The 14,169-nt window shown below is 68.6% G+C and carries 12 protein-coding genes; 3 read left to right on the forward strand and 9 right to left on the reverse strand.

All coding sequences use genetic code 11. The annotated features are described in order from the left end of the window. Positions 1–297 precede the first annotated feature (297 nt). The 4 genes from WJ35_RS12520 to argS form a co-directional block, all read right to left on the reverse strand. Positions 298–1,071, reverse strand: a complete 774-nt coding sequence (locus WJ35_RS12520; protein ID WP_010090518.1) for an SDR family oxidoreductase — start codon at positions 1,069–1,071, stop codon at positions 298–300. Between the two features lie 19 nt (positions 1,072–1,090). Then, a complete protein-coding gene (locus WJ35_RS12525) occupies positions 1,091–1,729 on the reverse strand; it encodes a thiol:disulfide interchange protein DsbA/DsbL (protein WP_069239250.1) in 639 nt (212 codons plus the stop codon). A gap of 66 nt (positions 1,730–1,795) precedes the next feature. After that, positions 1,796–2,704, reverse strand: a complete 909-nt coding sequence (locus WJ35_RS12530) for an SPOR domain-containing protein (protein ID WP_069239251.1) — start codon at positions 2,702–2,704, stop codon at positions 1,796–1,798. 107 nt (positions 2,705–2,811) lie between these two features. Further along, positions 2,812–4,608 carry an arginine--tRNA ligase gene (gene argS, locus WJ35_RS12535; protein WP_060235872.1) on the reverse strand — a complete coding sequence of 599 codons (1,797 nt, stop codon included), beginning with the start codon at positions 4,606–4,608 and terminating at the stop codon, positions 2,812–2,814. A gap of 200 nt (positions 4,609–4,808) precedes the next feature. Here argS and WJ35_RS12540 point away from each other — a divergent pair, with 200 nt between their 5' ends. Further along, a complete protein-coding gene (locus tag WJ35_RS12540; RefSeq protein ID WP_010090522.1) occupies positions 4,809–5,132 on the forward strand; it encodes a DUF1840 domain-containing protein in 324 nt (107 codons plus the stop codon). A gap of 95 nt (positions 5,133–5,227) precedes the next feature. Here the strand turns inward: WJ35_RS12540 and metH are convergent, their stop codons facing one another. The 5 genes from metH to WJ35_RS12565 all read right to left on the reverse strand — a co-directional run bounded on the left by metH (position 5,228) and on the right by WJ35_RS12565 (position 12,077). Then, on the reverse strand, positions 5,228–7,945 hold the full coding sequence (gene metH / locus WJ35_RS12545; RefSeq protein WP_060235874.1) for a methionine synthase: 2,718 nt from the start codon (positions 7,943–7,945) through the stop codon (positions 5,228–5,230). Between the two features lie 47 nt (positions 7,946–7,992). After that, a complete protein-coding gene (locus WJ35_RS12550) occupies positions 7,993–9,060 on the reverse strand; it encodes a homocysteine S-methyltransferase family protein (protein ID WP_069239252.1) in 1,068 nt (355 codons plus the stop codon). A 225-nt stretch (positions 9,061–9,285) separates the two neighbouring features. After that, the gene (locus tag WJ35_RS12555; RefSeq protein ID WP_069239253.1) at positions 9,286–9,543 is read right to left on the reverse strand and encodes a DUF3567 domain-containing protein; all 258 of its coding nucleotides are present in this window, start codon (positions 9,541–9,543) and stop codon (positions 9,286–9,288) included. A 242-nt stretch (positions 9,544–9,785) separates the two neighbouring features. Beyond that, positions 9,786–11,084 carry a DUF3108 domain-containing protein gene (locus WJ35_RS12560; RefSeq protein ID WP_069239254.1) on the reverse strand — a complete coding sequence of 433 codons (1,299 nt, stop codon included), beginning with the start codon at positions 11,082–11,084 and terminating at the stop codon, positions 9,786–9,788. 117 nt (positions 11,085–11,201) lie between these two features. Continuing rightward, positions 11,202–12,077: an IclR family transcriptional regulator gene (locus WJ35_RS12565; protein ID WP_029226323.1), complete on the reverse strand. Its 876-nt coding sequence runs from the start codon at positions 12,075–12,077 to the stop codon at positions 11,202–11,204. A 139-nt stretch (positions 12,078–12,216) separates the two neighbouring features. On the opposite strand from WJ35_RS12565, the gene WJ35_RS12570 reads away from it, so the two are divergent. After that, the gene (locus WJ35_RS12570) at positions 12,217–13,209 is read left to right on the forward strand and encodes a fumarylacetoacetate hydrolase family protein (protein ID WP_010090529.1); all 993 of its coding nucleotides are present in this window, start codon (positions 12,217–12,219) and stop codon (positions 13,207–13,209) included. Positions 13,210–13,327: 118 nt separating this feature from the next. Further along, entirely contained in the window at positions 13,328–14,158 is an 831-nt protein-coding gene (locus WJ35_RS12575; protein ID WP_069239255.1) for an enoyl-CoA hydratase/isomerase family protein, read from the forward strand. The last annotated feature ends 11 nt before the right edge of the window (positions 14,159–14,169 follow it).

Here is a 14,169-nt window from a genome sequence, read left to right on the forward strand (position 1 = left end):
GTGTGAAGCGTGAAGCGTGAAGCGTGGAGCGTGAAGCGTGGAGCGTGAAGCGTGAAGCGTGAAGCGTGAAGCGTGGAGTGTGGAGTGTGGAGTGCAGCGCAGTGCGCAGTGCGAAGGGCGAAGGTAGAGCGTAGAGCGAGATGCGAGATGCGAGATGCGAGATGCGAGATGCGAGATGCGAGATGCGCGATGCGCGATGCGCGATGCGCGGCGCCGGAGGTATCCGGCCCGAACCAACGGCACGCTCGCCGCGCCGACGCAGAACCGTCCCGCGGCACCCGCCCCGCGAGCGCCGCGTCAGTGCGCGCTTGCCTTCGGCTTGCGCGGGGCCTTTTCGAACAGGCGGTCGTACAGCCAGCGCGGCATCACGTGCAGCACCTTCGCGACGACGCCCATCTGCCACGGAATCACGCGGAACGCGCGCTGCTGCGCGATCGTTTCGGCCGCGCGCGCGGCGAAGCGGTCGGCGTCCATCAGGAACGGCATCCGGTACGGATTGTGCGCGGTCATCGGCGTGCGGATGTAGCCGGGCGCGATCGTCACGACGCCGACGCCCGCGGGGCGCAACTCGACGCGCAGCGACTCGAGATACTTGATCGCGGCCGACTTCGACGCGCTGTACGCGCCGGAGCCCGGCAGCCCGCGCACGCCGGCGACGCTCGCGACGCCGACGAGCGTGCCGTGCCGCGCGGCCGTCATCGGGCCGACGAACGGCTCGAACGTCGCGACCATCCCGAAGTAGTTGATGTCCATCACGTCGCGGAACGCGGCCAGGTCGCCCTGGCCCGTCACCGCGCCCTGGCTGATGCCCGCGTTCGCGATCACGACGTCCGGGCAGCCGTGCGCGGCGATGAACGCCGCCGCGGCGCCCGCGAGCGCATCGGGGTCGCGCACGTCGGCGGAATAGACGGAGATGGACAGCGCGGGAAAGCGCCGCGCGAACGCTTCGAGCGCGTCGGTGCGGCGCGCGACCAGCGCGAGCGTCGCACCCTGGCGCGCGTATTCGTCGGCCAGCGCGAGGCCGAGGCCGCTCGACGCGCCGGTGATGAAGACCTTCAGCGGAGTTGTCATGCCGGCGCCGGGGCGGGGATCAGAGCTTCTTGTCCTGGACCTGCTTCACGAGGTAGTCGAGGACCTGCGCGGTGCCTTCGAGGCTGTTCGTGTAGGCCGGGCCCGTCTTGTACTTGCCCTGCACGACGATCGTCGGCACGCCGTCGATGTTGTAGCTCTTCAGCAGCTCGGCCGACTGCTTCACCTGGCCCTGCACGCTGAACGAGTTGTACGCGTCCATGAACTTCTTCTTGTCGACGCCCTGCGACGCCAGGAAGTCGGCCTGCGCCTGCGGCGTCAGCAGGTAGTTCTTCTGCTTGTGGATCGCGTTGAAGATCGCCGGCGTGACCTTCTCGGACATGCCGAGCGCGGACACCGCGTAGAACAGCTTCGAGTGCGGGACGAAATCGTCGCGGAACGCGACCGGGATGCGCTTGAAGTCGACCTTGTCGCCCTGTTTCTTCACCCAGGCCTCGACCGTCGGCTCGAACTCGTAGCAGTGCGGGCAGCCGTACCAGAAGAATTCGATCACCTCGACCTTGCCGGCCGGCGCGGACACCGGCTGCGGCGCCTTCATCACTTCGAAGTCCTTGCCCGACACCGGTGCGGCGGGCGTTGCGTGCGCGAAGCCGGCGACCAGGCCCACGGAGAGGAGAAGCGTGCTAAGCAGTTTTTTCATGTTGGGAACGTCGTCAGTTGCTCGGGTTACGGAACGTAACGGAATCTGCGTGGGCGCGGCCGGCGCTTACTGCTTCGTGAAGCGGATCACCGCCGTGTCGACTCCTGCATCGGACAGGCGCTGGCGTGCCGAGTTCATATCCTCGAATTTCGAGAACGGGCCCACCCGCACGCGGAAATACGTGACGCCGCTGACATCGCGCTTCGACACCTTCGATTCGAAGCCCTGGAAGCCGAGGCGCGCGCGCTGCTGCTCGGCGTCCGATTCCGTCTTGTACGCGCCGACCTGCAGGAAGTAGCCGGTGTTCGCGTCGGCCGCGCTCGGCGCTTTGGCCGCTGCGGACGACGTCGCGGACGGCGCCGGCTTCGCGGCGTTCGCGGCGGCTTGCTGTTGCTGCTGCTTTTGAGCGGCAGCCTGCTGCGCCTGCTTCTGCGCGGCGAGGCGCGCGAGGTCGTCTTCGCCCGCCTGCTGTTGCTGCTGCTGTTGCGGCTTCTTCGGCGGCGTATTGTCGGCCGCCTTCGGCGGGACGGCGACGCCGTTGCCCGACGCTGCGTTGTTCGATCCGTTGTTCGACGCGGTGCCGTTGTTCGCGCTGCCGGAGCCGTTCGAACCGTTCGCGTTGCCCGACGGCGGCACTTCGACGATCTGCGGCTCGGGCAGCAGGCCGCCGCCCTGCGTCTGGTTCGCGGCCTGGCCGGGCGCGGTGTTCGGCGGCGCGGGCTGCGCGGCCTGCGGCACCGGCTGGCCGGGCGTCTTGCCCTGCAGCGCGCGGTTCGGATCGAACTGCTGCGGCTGGCTTGCGCCGGTGTCGGCGGGCGGCGGCGCGACCTTCGACACGAACGGCGACGGCGAGCGCGTGATGTAGAGCGCCACCACCACGGCGATCGCGAGGCCGACGATCAGGCCCAGCACGATGCCCAGAAATGTTCCTCCGGCTTGTTTCGATTGCTTCGACGTGCGGCGTGGTTGTGCCATTGCTTGAGTCACCTGCAAAAAGAATCGTGAAAAGGTCGCGACGGGCATCCGGCGGCGGGCGCTCCCGCGGCGGGCGCAGCCGCGGCCTGTCTGCCCGCTCGGGCGACTTACATCTTGGCGGGCGCGGAGACGCCGAGCATCGCCAGGCCGTTCTCCAGCACCTGCCGGGTCGCGGCGAGGAGCGCGGCGCGCGCGGTGCGCGGCGCTTCGTCGTCGACCAGCACGCGCTCCGCATTGTAGAACGAGTGGAATTCACCAGCGAGGTCGCGCAGGTAGAACGCGACGGCGTGCGGCGCCAGCTCGTTCGCGGCGTGCGAGAGCATGTCCGGATACTCGGCGAGCTTCTGCATCAGCGACGCGGCCTGCGTGCTCGTGAGCTGCGACAGGTCGGCGCCCGGCAGCTTCGCGAGCTCGCCGTTGTAGCGCGACTTCCATTCGTTGAGCACCGAGCAGATCCGCGCGTGCGCGTACTGGACGTAGTAGACCGGGTTCTCGTCGTTCTGTTTCAGCGCGAGGTCGATGTCGAACACGAACTCGGTGTCGGCCTTGCGGGAGATCAGGAAGAAGCGCACCGCGTCGCGGCCGCGCGTGATCGTCGCCTCGTCGATCAGGTCCGGCGCCGCCTCCTGGCCCGGCGCCGCGCCGCCCGACCATTCGATCAGGTCGCGCACCGTCACGTAGCTGCCCGCGCGCTTCGAGATCTTCACTTCCTGGCCGTCGCGCATCACGGTGACCATCTTGTGCAGCACGTAGTCGGGGTAGCCCTTCGGGATGCCGATGTGCAGCCCCTGCAGGCCGGCGCGCACGCGCGCGATCGTGCCGTGGTGGTCCGAGCCCTGGATGTTGATCACCTTCGTGAAGCCGCGCTCCCACTTGGTCACGTGGTACGCGACGTCCGGCACGAAGTACGTGTAGGTGCCGTCCGTCTTGCGCATCACGCGATCCTTGTCGTCGCCGTTGTCGGTCGTGCGCAGCCACAGCGCGCCGTCCTGCTCGTAAGTCACGCCGGCCTTGATCAGCGCGTCGACCGTCTGCTCGACGCGGCCTTCCTTGTACAGCGACGATTCGAGGTAGTACTGGTCGAACTTCACGCCGAACGCCTGCAGGTCCATGTCCTGCTCGTGGCGCAGGTACGCGACCGCGAACTTGCGGATCGCTTCGAGATCCTCGACGTCGCCCGCGCCCTTGACCGGCTCGCCGTCCTTCGCGGCGACCGTCTCGCCGTTCAGGTAGTCGCGCGCGATGTCGGCGATGTACTCGCCGTTGTACGCGGCTTCCGGCCAGCCCGCGTCGCCCGGCTTCAGGCCGCGCGCGCGCGCCTGGGTCGAGATCGCGAGGTTGCCGATCTGCACGCCGGCGTCGTTGTAGTAGAACTCGCGGTGCACCGCGCAGCCCTGGCTCGCGATCACGTTCGCGAGCGCGTCGCCGAGCGCCGCCTGGCGGCCGTGGCCGACGTGCAGCGGGCCGGTCGGGTTCGCCGACACGAATTCCAGCAGCACTCGCTTGCCGTGTTCGCGCGTGGACAGGCCGAACCCGCGGCCTTCCGCGAGCACCGCGGCGATCACGGCCTGCTTGGCCGCCGCCGTCAGGCGCAGGTTGATGAAGCCGGGGCCGGCGATTTCGGCGGCCTCGACGAGGCCTTGCGCGCCGGGCTGCGCGGTGAGGGCCGCGACGATCCGCTCGGCGAGCTGGCGCGGGTTCGCGCCCAGCGGCTTGGCGAGCTGCATCGCGACGTTGCACGCGACGTCGCCGTGCGCGGCAACCTTCGGGCGCTCGAGCGTGATGGCGGGCGTGACGAACGCTACGTCGGCGTTTGCCGCGTCGGCGCCTTTCAGGGCGTGTGCGACCTGCTTGACGCTATCCGCGAGCAGGGCTTCGAGGGTCTGTTTTTGGGCTGGCAGCATGCTGGTAGAAGGCTTCGTTGGTGGCAGCCGGGAAGCCGGCGGGCCGGCGCGCTCCTTTTAAGCGCGCGTTTCAGGGATCGCAGAATTTTAACAGGTGCTAATATGCCGCTCAGGCGCCACGCGTGCTCGAGGCCGGCCGCCGGCCCGCCGGCGGCCCCAGCCGGGCCCGGCGGGCACAACAAGATGAAAAGGGAATAGTCATGATTACGTTCAAAAGCAAGGCGGCACAGGATCTCGACGTGCTGAAGGATTTCGCCGTCTATGTGCTGGGTCTCGTCGGCAAGCAGCTCGGCGAGCGCGGCGTGATTACGCACGACGAGCTGGATCACGCGATCGCGAAGCTGGAAGACGCCGTCACGCAGGCGAAGCAGGAGCGTGCCGAGCATGCGGGCCATTTCCACGAGGACGACGACGACCACGCGCACCACGAAGTGCCGCCGAGCCTCGCGCAGCGCGTCGCGCCGTTCCTGTCGATGCTGCGCGAAGCGAAGGCCGGCCAGGCCGACGTGCACTGGGGTTTCTAAGCTCCGCCGGCCGCCGGCACGACAAAAAGCCCGCTCTCGAGCGGGCTTTTTGCTGGGCATTCATCGGATGAAAGGGCGGCGCGCGCCGATGCGGATCAGAGCTGCGGCGCGAGCGCGCGGCGCGCGTCGTCGAGCGACAGCGCCATCCGCTGCGCGTAGTCCTCGAGCTGGTCCTGTCCGATTCTCCCGACCGAGAAATACGTGCTGTCCGGGTGCGCGAGGTAGAAGCCCGACACGCTCGCCGCCGGCAGCATCGCCAGCGACTCGGTGACCGTCATGCCGATCTCTTCCGCATTAAGCGCTTCGAACATGTCGCGCTTCACGAGGTGGTCCGGGCACGCCGGATAGCCGGGCGCGGGCCGGATGCCGACGTACTTTTCCGCGATCAGCGCATCGTTGTCGAGCGTCTCGCCGCCCGCATAGCCCCACAGCTCGCGGCGCACGCGCGCGTGCATCGCTTCGGCGAACGCTTCCGCGAAGCGGTCCGCGAGCGCCTTCAGCATGATCGCGCTGTAGTCGTCGTGGTCGGCTTCGAACTGCTTTTCCTTCATGTCGACGCCGAGGCCGGCCGTCACCGCGAACATCCCGATGTAGTCGGCGACGCCCGATTCCTTCGGCGCGATGAAGTCGGCGAGCGAGCGGTTCGGCCGCATCACCCCGTCGACCACCGGGCGCACGCTCTGCTGGCGCAGGTTGCGCCACGTGAGCAGGACTTCCGAGCGCGATTCGTCGGTGTAGATCTCGATGTCGTCGTCATTGACCGTGTTCGCCGGCAACAGCGCGATCACGCCGTTCGCGGTCAGCCAGCGGCCCTGGATCAGCCGCGCGAGCATCGACTTCGCGTCGGAGAACACGCGGCGCGCCGATTCGCCGACGATCTCGTCGTTCAGGATCGCCGGGTACGGGCCCGCGAGATCCCAGGTCTGGAAGAACGGGCCCCAGTCGATGTAGTTCGCGAGCTCGTTCAGGTCGTAGTTCCTGAACACGCGGCGGCCGATGAACTTCGGCTTGACCGGCTGGTAGTTCGCCCAGTCGATCTTGGTCTTGTTCGCGCGCGCCTGCTCGAGCGTGACCATCGGCTGCGCCTTCTTGTTCGCGTGCTGGTCGCGGATGCGCTCGTAGTCGGACTTCAGCTCGTCGAGGTACTTCGCCGCGCCTTCGTCGGACAACAGGCTCGACGCGACCGACACCGAGCGCGACGCGTCCGGCACGTAGACCACGGGGCCTTCGTAGTTCGGCGCGATCTTCACGGCCGTGTGCACGCGCGACGTGGTCGCGCCGCCGATCAGCAGCGGGATCTTCTTCACGCGGAAGTAGTCGTCGCGCTGCATTTCCGACGCGACGTACGCCATTTCCTCGAGGCTCGGCGTGATGAGGCCCGACAGCCCGATGATGTCCGCGCCCTCGACCTTCGCCTTCGCGAGAATCTCGTTGCACGGGACCATCACGCCCATGTTGACCACTTCGAAGTTGTTGCACTGGAGCACGACCGACACGATGTTCTTGCCGATGTCGTGCACGTCGCCCTTCACGGTCGCGATCACGATCTTGCCCTTCGCGCGCACGTCGCCGCCGGCTTCCGCGAGCAGGCGCTTCTCTTCCTCGATGAACGGGATCAGGTGCGCGACCGCCTGCTTCATCACGCGCGCCGATTTCACGACCTGCGGCAGGAACATCTTGCCCTGGCCGAACAGGTCGCCGACCACGTTCATCCCGTCCATCAGCGGGCCTTCGATCACGTTGATCGGGCGGCCGCCCGCCGCGGCGATCTTCGCGCGCGCTTCTTCGGTGTCCTCGACGATGAAGTTCGTGAGGCCGTGCACGAGCGCGTGCGCGAGCCGCTTCTCGACCGGCTGGTTGCGCCACTCGAGGTTCTCTTCCTTTTTCGCGGCGCCGGTCTTGAACTTGTCGGCGATCTCGAGCAGGCGGTCGGTGGAATCCGCGCGGCGGTTCAGGATCACGTCCTCGACGCGCTCGCGCAGCTCCGGGTCGAGCTCCGCATACACGCCGAGCTGGCCCGCGTTGACGATGCCCATGTCCATCCCCGCCTGGATCGCGTGGTACAGGAACACCGTGTGGATCGCCTCGCGCACCGGGTCGTTGCCGCGGAACGAGAACGACACGTTCGACACGCCGCCGCTCACCTTCGCGTACGGCAGGTTCTGCTTGATCCAGCGGGTCGCCTCGATGAAGTCGACCGCGTAGTTGTTGTGCTCCTCGATGCCGGTCGCGACCGCGAAGATGTTCGGGTCGAAGATGATGTCTTCCGGCGGGAAGCCGCACTGGTTCACGAGCACGTCGTACGAGCGCTTGCAGATCTCGGTCTTGCGCGCGAACGTGTCGGCCTGGCCCTGCTCGTCGAACGCCATCACGACGGCCGCGGCGCCGTAGCGGCGGATCAGCCTCGCATGATGGACGAACGCGTCTTCGCCTTCCTTCAGCGAGATCGAGTTGACGATCGCCTTGCCCTGCACGCACTTGAGGCCCGCCTCGATCACGTCCCACTTCGACGAGTCGATCATGATCGGCACGCGCGCGATGTCCGGCTCCGACGCGATCAGGTTCAGGAAGCGCACCATCGCCGCCTTCGAGTCGAGCATCGCCTCGTCCATGTTGATGTCGATCACCTGCGCGCCGTTCTCGACCTGCTGGCGCGCGACGGCGAGCGCCTCGTCGAACTGGCCGTTGAGGATCATCCGCGCGAACGCCTTCGAGCCGGTGACGTTGGTGCGTTCGCCGACGTTGATGAAGAGCGTCCCGGACGTGACGTTGAACGGCTCGAGGCCGGCAAGGCGCATCGTGTGATCGGTCATGGCGGTGCGAATTCGTGTGGTGTGAGACGGGCGTGGAATCGGTCGGGTCAGGCGGCGTCGCTGTACTGGGCCGGCCAGCGGCGCGGCTTCACTTCGGCGAGCGCCTTCGCGATCGCGGCGATGTGCTCGGGCGTCGTGCCGCAGCAGCCGCCCGCGAGGTTCACGAGCCCGGCCTGCGCGAATTCCTTCAGCAGGCCCGACGTGACGTCGGGCGTTTCGTCGAAGCCGGTGTCGCTCATCGGGTTCGGCAGGCCCGCGTTCGGGTAGCACGACACGTAGGTGTCGCACAGCTTCGCGAGCTCGGCGATGTACGGGCGCATCAGCGCCGCGCCCAGTGCGCAGTTCAGGCCGAACGTGAGCGGCTTCGCATGGCGCAGCGAGTTCCAGAACGCCTCGACCGTCTGGCCGGACAGGATGCGGCCCGACGCGTCGGTGACGGTGCCCGAGATCATGACCGGCAGGCGCTCGCCGGTGTCCTCGAACAGCTGGTCGAGCGCGAACAGCGCGGCCTTCGCGTTCAGCGTGTCGAAGATCGTCTCGACGAGGAACAGGTCGACGCCGCCGTCGAGCAACGCCTTCGCCTGCGCGTAGTACGCGTCGTGCAGCTCGTCGAACGTGACGTTGCGCGCGCCCGGATCGTTGACGTCCGGCGAGATGCTCGCCGTCTTCGGCGTCGGCCCGATCGCGCCCGCGACGAAGCGCGGCTTGTCCGGCGTCGCGTATTTCGCGGCCGATTCGCGCGCGAGCTTCGCCGATTCGACGTTCATCTCGACGACGAGATCTTCCATCCCGTAGTCGGCCTGCGCGACCGTCGTCGCGCCGAACGTGTTGGTCTCGACGATGTCCGCGCCGGCCGCGAAGTACTGGTCGTGGATCTCGCGGATGATCTGCGGCTGCGTGAGCGACAGCAGCTCGTTGTTGCCCTTGATGTCGCGCGGGAAGTCCTTGAAGCGCTCGCCGCGATACGCGGCCTCGTCGAGCTTGTAGCGCTGGATCATCGTGCCCATCGCGCCGTCGAGGATCAGGATGCGCTGCTTGAGCAGCGCGGGCAGCCGGGCGCCGCGCGTGTAGCGCGCGGCGGGCGGGGCGGAAGCGGCGAGAGGGGACGCAGACATGGCGGCAGAGCGGCGAAGACGGGAAAAGCGCCATTGTAGCCGCTGCGCCGGCGCGTCGCCCGCGCTCGCGCTGGGCGGCGGCCGTGATGCGCGCCACCGAGCGGGCCGGCGGCCGCCTCAAACGAAAACCCCCGCCCGGCGAACCGGACGGGGGCTTGGATCGGAGTGCTCGCGGGGCCGCGCAAGCGCGGCAAACGGCCCGGCGTGGCGCCGGGCCGCGCGTCGTCAATGCAGGACGACGGGCATCATCATCAGGCTGTCGAACTGTCCGAGGAATTCGTCGACTTCGTCGAGCGACGGCTCGTCCTCGATCAGTTGCTTCACGTGCTCGCGAAACCGGGCGGCGAGTTCGCCGTCGATGAAGATCTCGCGCTGCGCGTTCTTGTCGACGATTTCGTAGCCACCCGAATTCATCGCGTGATGGCCGACCTGCGGCGGGAACTCGACGACGCAGTAGTTGGGGCTGTTGTAGATCATTTGCATGGCGGCACTCCTCTTCGCAGTGGCTTCTGGCCTTGTTGTTCCCCTAGGTGGGGTAGACCTCGCCGGTTTCAAGGGGCTTGCGCTGCACACCCCGCTCCCTCTGCATGGGGTGTATCGGTTAGAAGCCGATATCTCAGAAACGTTTCCTATTGTCGGCCGGTGTACCGAAATAGTTGTTAAAGAGTGTCATCGGCCATTTTTTCAATACCTTTAATCGGTCGAAATTGCCGATCGGTGCGGCTTCATTGTGCAGGCGGCGCGGAGGCGGGCGTCGCGTCCGCCGGCGCGGGCATCGGCGGCTGCTCGGACGGCTGTTGCGTAGGGCCAGCCGGCTCGCTCGCCGGCGCGGCAGATGCCGATGCCGGGGCAGGCGCGTTCGTTGCGTCCGGCGCCGAGCGGTCAGCCGGTGCAGCCGGGACGGTCGATGCAGCCGGTGCAGCCGGCGGCGCGAGCGGGCCGTGCCACAGCAGCTCGATCTGCGCGCCGTTCGGTTCCGTCTGCACGAGCCGCGCGGGCAGCCAGCCGAGCGACGGCGCGAGCCACATGTCGATGCGCCGCGTGTCGCCGGCGCGGCGCGGCAGGCGCATGAAGTGCCGCGTCTCGATGAAGCCGGCGGCGGTCTGCACCGGCTCGTCGCCGATCACCGTGATCGGCCAGGTCTCGCCGCTGTTGTTGTCGATCACGAAGAACTGCTGCGTGACGCCCCGCCGGTAGGCGTCGGGATTGCCGCGCACGAGGCCCGACAGCTGCATCAGCATGCTGAAGCGGTCCTGCACGCCGTCGGGCAGCGGCGCGTTGTCCGGCGTGCGCGTGAACACGACCTGCCGGATCTCGCGGTTGAAGATCGCGATGTCCTCCGGGCGCTTGCCGCGCTGCTCGACGTATCGGTCGGGCGCGATCCCGTATGCATCGACGCGGCCCTGGCTCCGGTACCTGAACGGGCCGACGAACGGCACCGGCATCGTCACCGACAGCTCGTACGTTTGTCCGTCGGTGCGCCAGTGGATCGTCCCCGTCGAGTTCTGCATGCCGTTGAAGAACGCATCGTATTGCAGGTCGCCGGACGGCGGCGCGGCGAATTTCACGCCGTTCGACGCGGGGCCGGCCGTCGCGGCGCTCGCGGCCGATGCTGCTTGCGCGCCGGACGCGCCAGCCGTGCCGCTCGCTGCCGACGCGGCCGATGCTCCCGATGCCGCAGCAGGCGACGGCTCGCCGTGCTCGGCGGTCTGCGTCGACGTCAGCACGCGCGGCTGCGCCGGCGCCGGCTTGCGCGCCGCGCGGGCCGGCTTCGCGGGCGCGGCGGCGGCCGCGGCCGGCGCGTCGACCGGTTTCGACGCGGGCCGGCGCTCGATCGGCCGCGGCTTCAGCAGCTCGATCTGCACCGGCACCTCGGCGGGAGCCGGCGGCGTGAACGGTTCGCGATGACGCGTGAACCACAGCGCGGCGAGCGCATGCAGCACGAGCACCACGACGAGCGCGACGCCCGCGCGCAGCCAGCGGCGGGGCAGGACGTGACGAGGACGGGTGGCGGCAGGCGGCATCGACGAAATGGAGCGGAAGGAAGGCCATGGCGCAGCGGACGTGCCGCGCGTCACAGCTCGGACCGCCGCGCGCGCCGCGCGTTCGCGTGCATCGCGGGCAGGGGCGCGCGCCGCCCGTCAGGCGTCGCGCGCGTCCGGACTATAGCCGAGTTCGTACGACAGTTTCTGCGCGCAGGCGCGCAGCGCGGTGTCGATCTCGCCGCCCCACGCGATGTCGAACGCGCCTTCGTGGCCGAGCGCGAGGATCGCGAGCGCGAGCTCGCCGACCGCGTCGAACACCGGCATGCAGAACGCATGGATCGTCGGCAGCAGCATCCCTTCGACGCGCGCGGCCGCATGGGCGCGCACGTCCGCGAGCGCCGCGTCGACCTCGGCGAGCGTGCGCGGCCCGCCGTGATGCGGCGAGCGGCGCGTGTCGGCGAGCTCGCGCTCGATCATCGCGGCGGTCTTGCCGCGCGGCAGGTACGCGGCGAACAGCAGGCCCGTCGCGGAGCCGAGCAGCGGCATCACGTCGCCGAGCTTCAGCGACGCCTTCGCCGGATGGCTCGATTCCATCCAGTGCACGATCGTCGGGCCCTGGTTGCCCCACACCGCGATGCCGACCGTCTGGTCGAGCCGGTCGCGCAATTCGGTCAGCGCGATCCGCGCGAGCTTCACGCCGTCGACCCGCGCGAGCCGCGCGAGGCCCATCTGCAGCGCGAAGCCGCCGAGCTCGTAGCGGCCGGAGACGGGGTCCTGCGACACGACGCCGAGCCGCGAGAAGCTGACGAGGTAGCGGTGCGCCTTCGCCGGGCTCATGCCCGCGCGCTGCGCGAGATCGCGCAGCATCATCGCGCGCGGCTCGCTCGTCAGCACGTCGAGCAGGCGGAAGCCGACCTCGATCGACTGGATGCCGGAGCGGACCTTCTCGCCGTTGTCGCCGCCGTCGCCGGTGGCTTCGTCGGCGGTGTCGGAGTCGGTGAGATCGTCGTCTGGGAGCTGGCTGGCGGGCATGGGGCAACGGCGCGCGACGCGCGATCTGGACGGAAAGTTCGAATCGGCCGCGGCGCTCGCAAGCGCGGTGCGCCGCACGGATTCACCATCGTAAAATAGATTCCCTCCATCGTCACTACAACGGCAGATTCTTCCCCTTATGAAACTTGCTTCGCTGAAGGACGGCACGCGCGACGGCCAGCTGATCGTGGTGTCGCGCGACCTGCACACCGCGGCGATCGCCGACGCGATCGCGCCGACGCTGCAGCGCGTGCTCGACGACTGGGCGTTCTATGCGCCGCAGCTGCGCGACCTGTACGACGCGCTGAACCACGGCCGCGCGCGGCACGCGTTCCCGTTCGATCCGGCGAACTGCATGGCGCCGCTGCCGCGTGCGTTCCAGTGGGCCGACGGCTCGGCGTACGTGAACCACGTCGAGCTCGTGCGCCGCGCGCGCGGCGCCGAGATGCCGCCGGAATTCTGGACCGATCCGCTGATGTACCAGGGTGGCAGCGACGATTTCCTCGGGGCGCGCGACGACGTCGTCTGCCCGTCCGAGGAATGGGGCATCGACTTCGAGGCGGAAGTCGCGGTGATCACCGGCGACGTGCCGATGAGCGCATCGCCCGACGACGCGCTGAAGGCGGTGCGGCTCGTCACGCTCGTCAACGACGTGTCGCTGCGCAACCTGATTCCGGCCGAGCTCGCGAAGGGCTTCGGCTTCTTCCAGAGCAAGCCGGCGACCGCGTTCGCGCCGGTCGCGGTCACCCCGGACGAGCTCGGCGAGCACTGGCGCGAAGGCCGCGTGCACCGGCCGATGATCGTCCACTGGAACGGCAGGAAGGTCGGCCAGCCCGACGCGGGCACCGACATGGTGTTCCATTTCGGCCAGCTGATCGCGCACGCGGCGAAGACGCGCAACCTGCGCGCGGGCTCGATCGTCGGCTCGGGCACGGTGTCGAACAAGGATTCGAAGCGCGGCTACTGCTGCATTGCCGAGAAGCGCTGCCTCGAGACGATCGAGCACGGCGCGCCGCAAACGCAGTTCATGCGCTACGGCGACACCGTGAAGATCGAGATGTTCGACGACGCGGGCAAGTCGATCTTCGGCGCGATCGAGCAGTCGGTCGCGCCGCTTGACGGCGACGCGTGACATAACGTCACGCGCGCGGGCGCAACCCGGTTGCGGCCCGCGCGCCGGGTTTCGCCCGATGTTTGGCGGCCCGGGCTTGGCTACACTCGACTCATGGGTTTTCCGCAAGGAGCTGCGCATGTCCGATACCGCCATCTACAGCGGTTATGAAGCACTGAAGGTGCGGCGCCAGCCGCACGGCATCCTCGAGATCGTGATGAGCGGCGAAGGCGCGAACAGGAGCGGCCTCGCGACCGCCGACGAGCGCATGCACCGCGAGCTGGCCGACATCTGGCGCGACGTCGATCGCGATCCCGACACGCGCGTCGCGGTGATCCGCGGCGAAGGCAAGGGCTTCTCGGCGGGCGGCGACCTCGCGCTCGTCGAGCAGATGGCGAACGATTTCGACGTGCGCGCGCGGGTCTGGCGCGAAGCGCGCGACCTCGTCTACAACGTGATCAACTGCAGCAAGCCGATCGTGTCCGCGATGCACGGCCCGGCCGTCGGCGCGGGGCTCGTCGCCGGGCTGCTCGCCGACATCTCGATCGCGTCGAAGAGCGCGCGCATCATCGACGGCCATACGCGGCTCGGCGTCGCGGCGGGCGACCACGCGGCGATCGTGTGGCCGCTCCTGTGCGGGATGGCGAAGGCGAAGTACTACCTGCTGCTGTGCGAGCCGGTGAGCGGCGAGGAGGCCGAGCGGATCGGCCTCGTGTCGCTCGCGGTCGACGACGAGCCCGACCTGCTGCCGAAGGCGTACGAGGTCGCGGAGAAGCTCGCGCACGGCTCGCAGACGGCGATCCGCTGGACCAAGTACGCGCTCAACAACTGGCTGCGCTCGGCGGGGCCGACCTTCGACGCGTCGCTCGCGCTCGAATTCATGGGTTTTTCGGGGCCCGACGTGCAGGAGGGGATCCGCTCGCTGCGCGAACGGCGAGCGCCTGATTTCCCCGGCGGCGCGCCGTTCTGACGCGCGCTATG

The sequence above is a fragment of the Burkholderia ubonensis genome, from assembly GCF_001718695.1.
Lineage (GTDB): Bacteria > Pseudomonadota > Gammaproteobacteria > Burkholderiales > Burkholderiaceae > Burkholderia > Burkholderia ubonensis_B.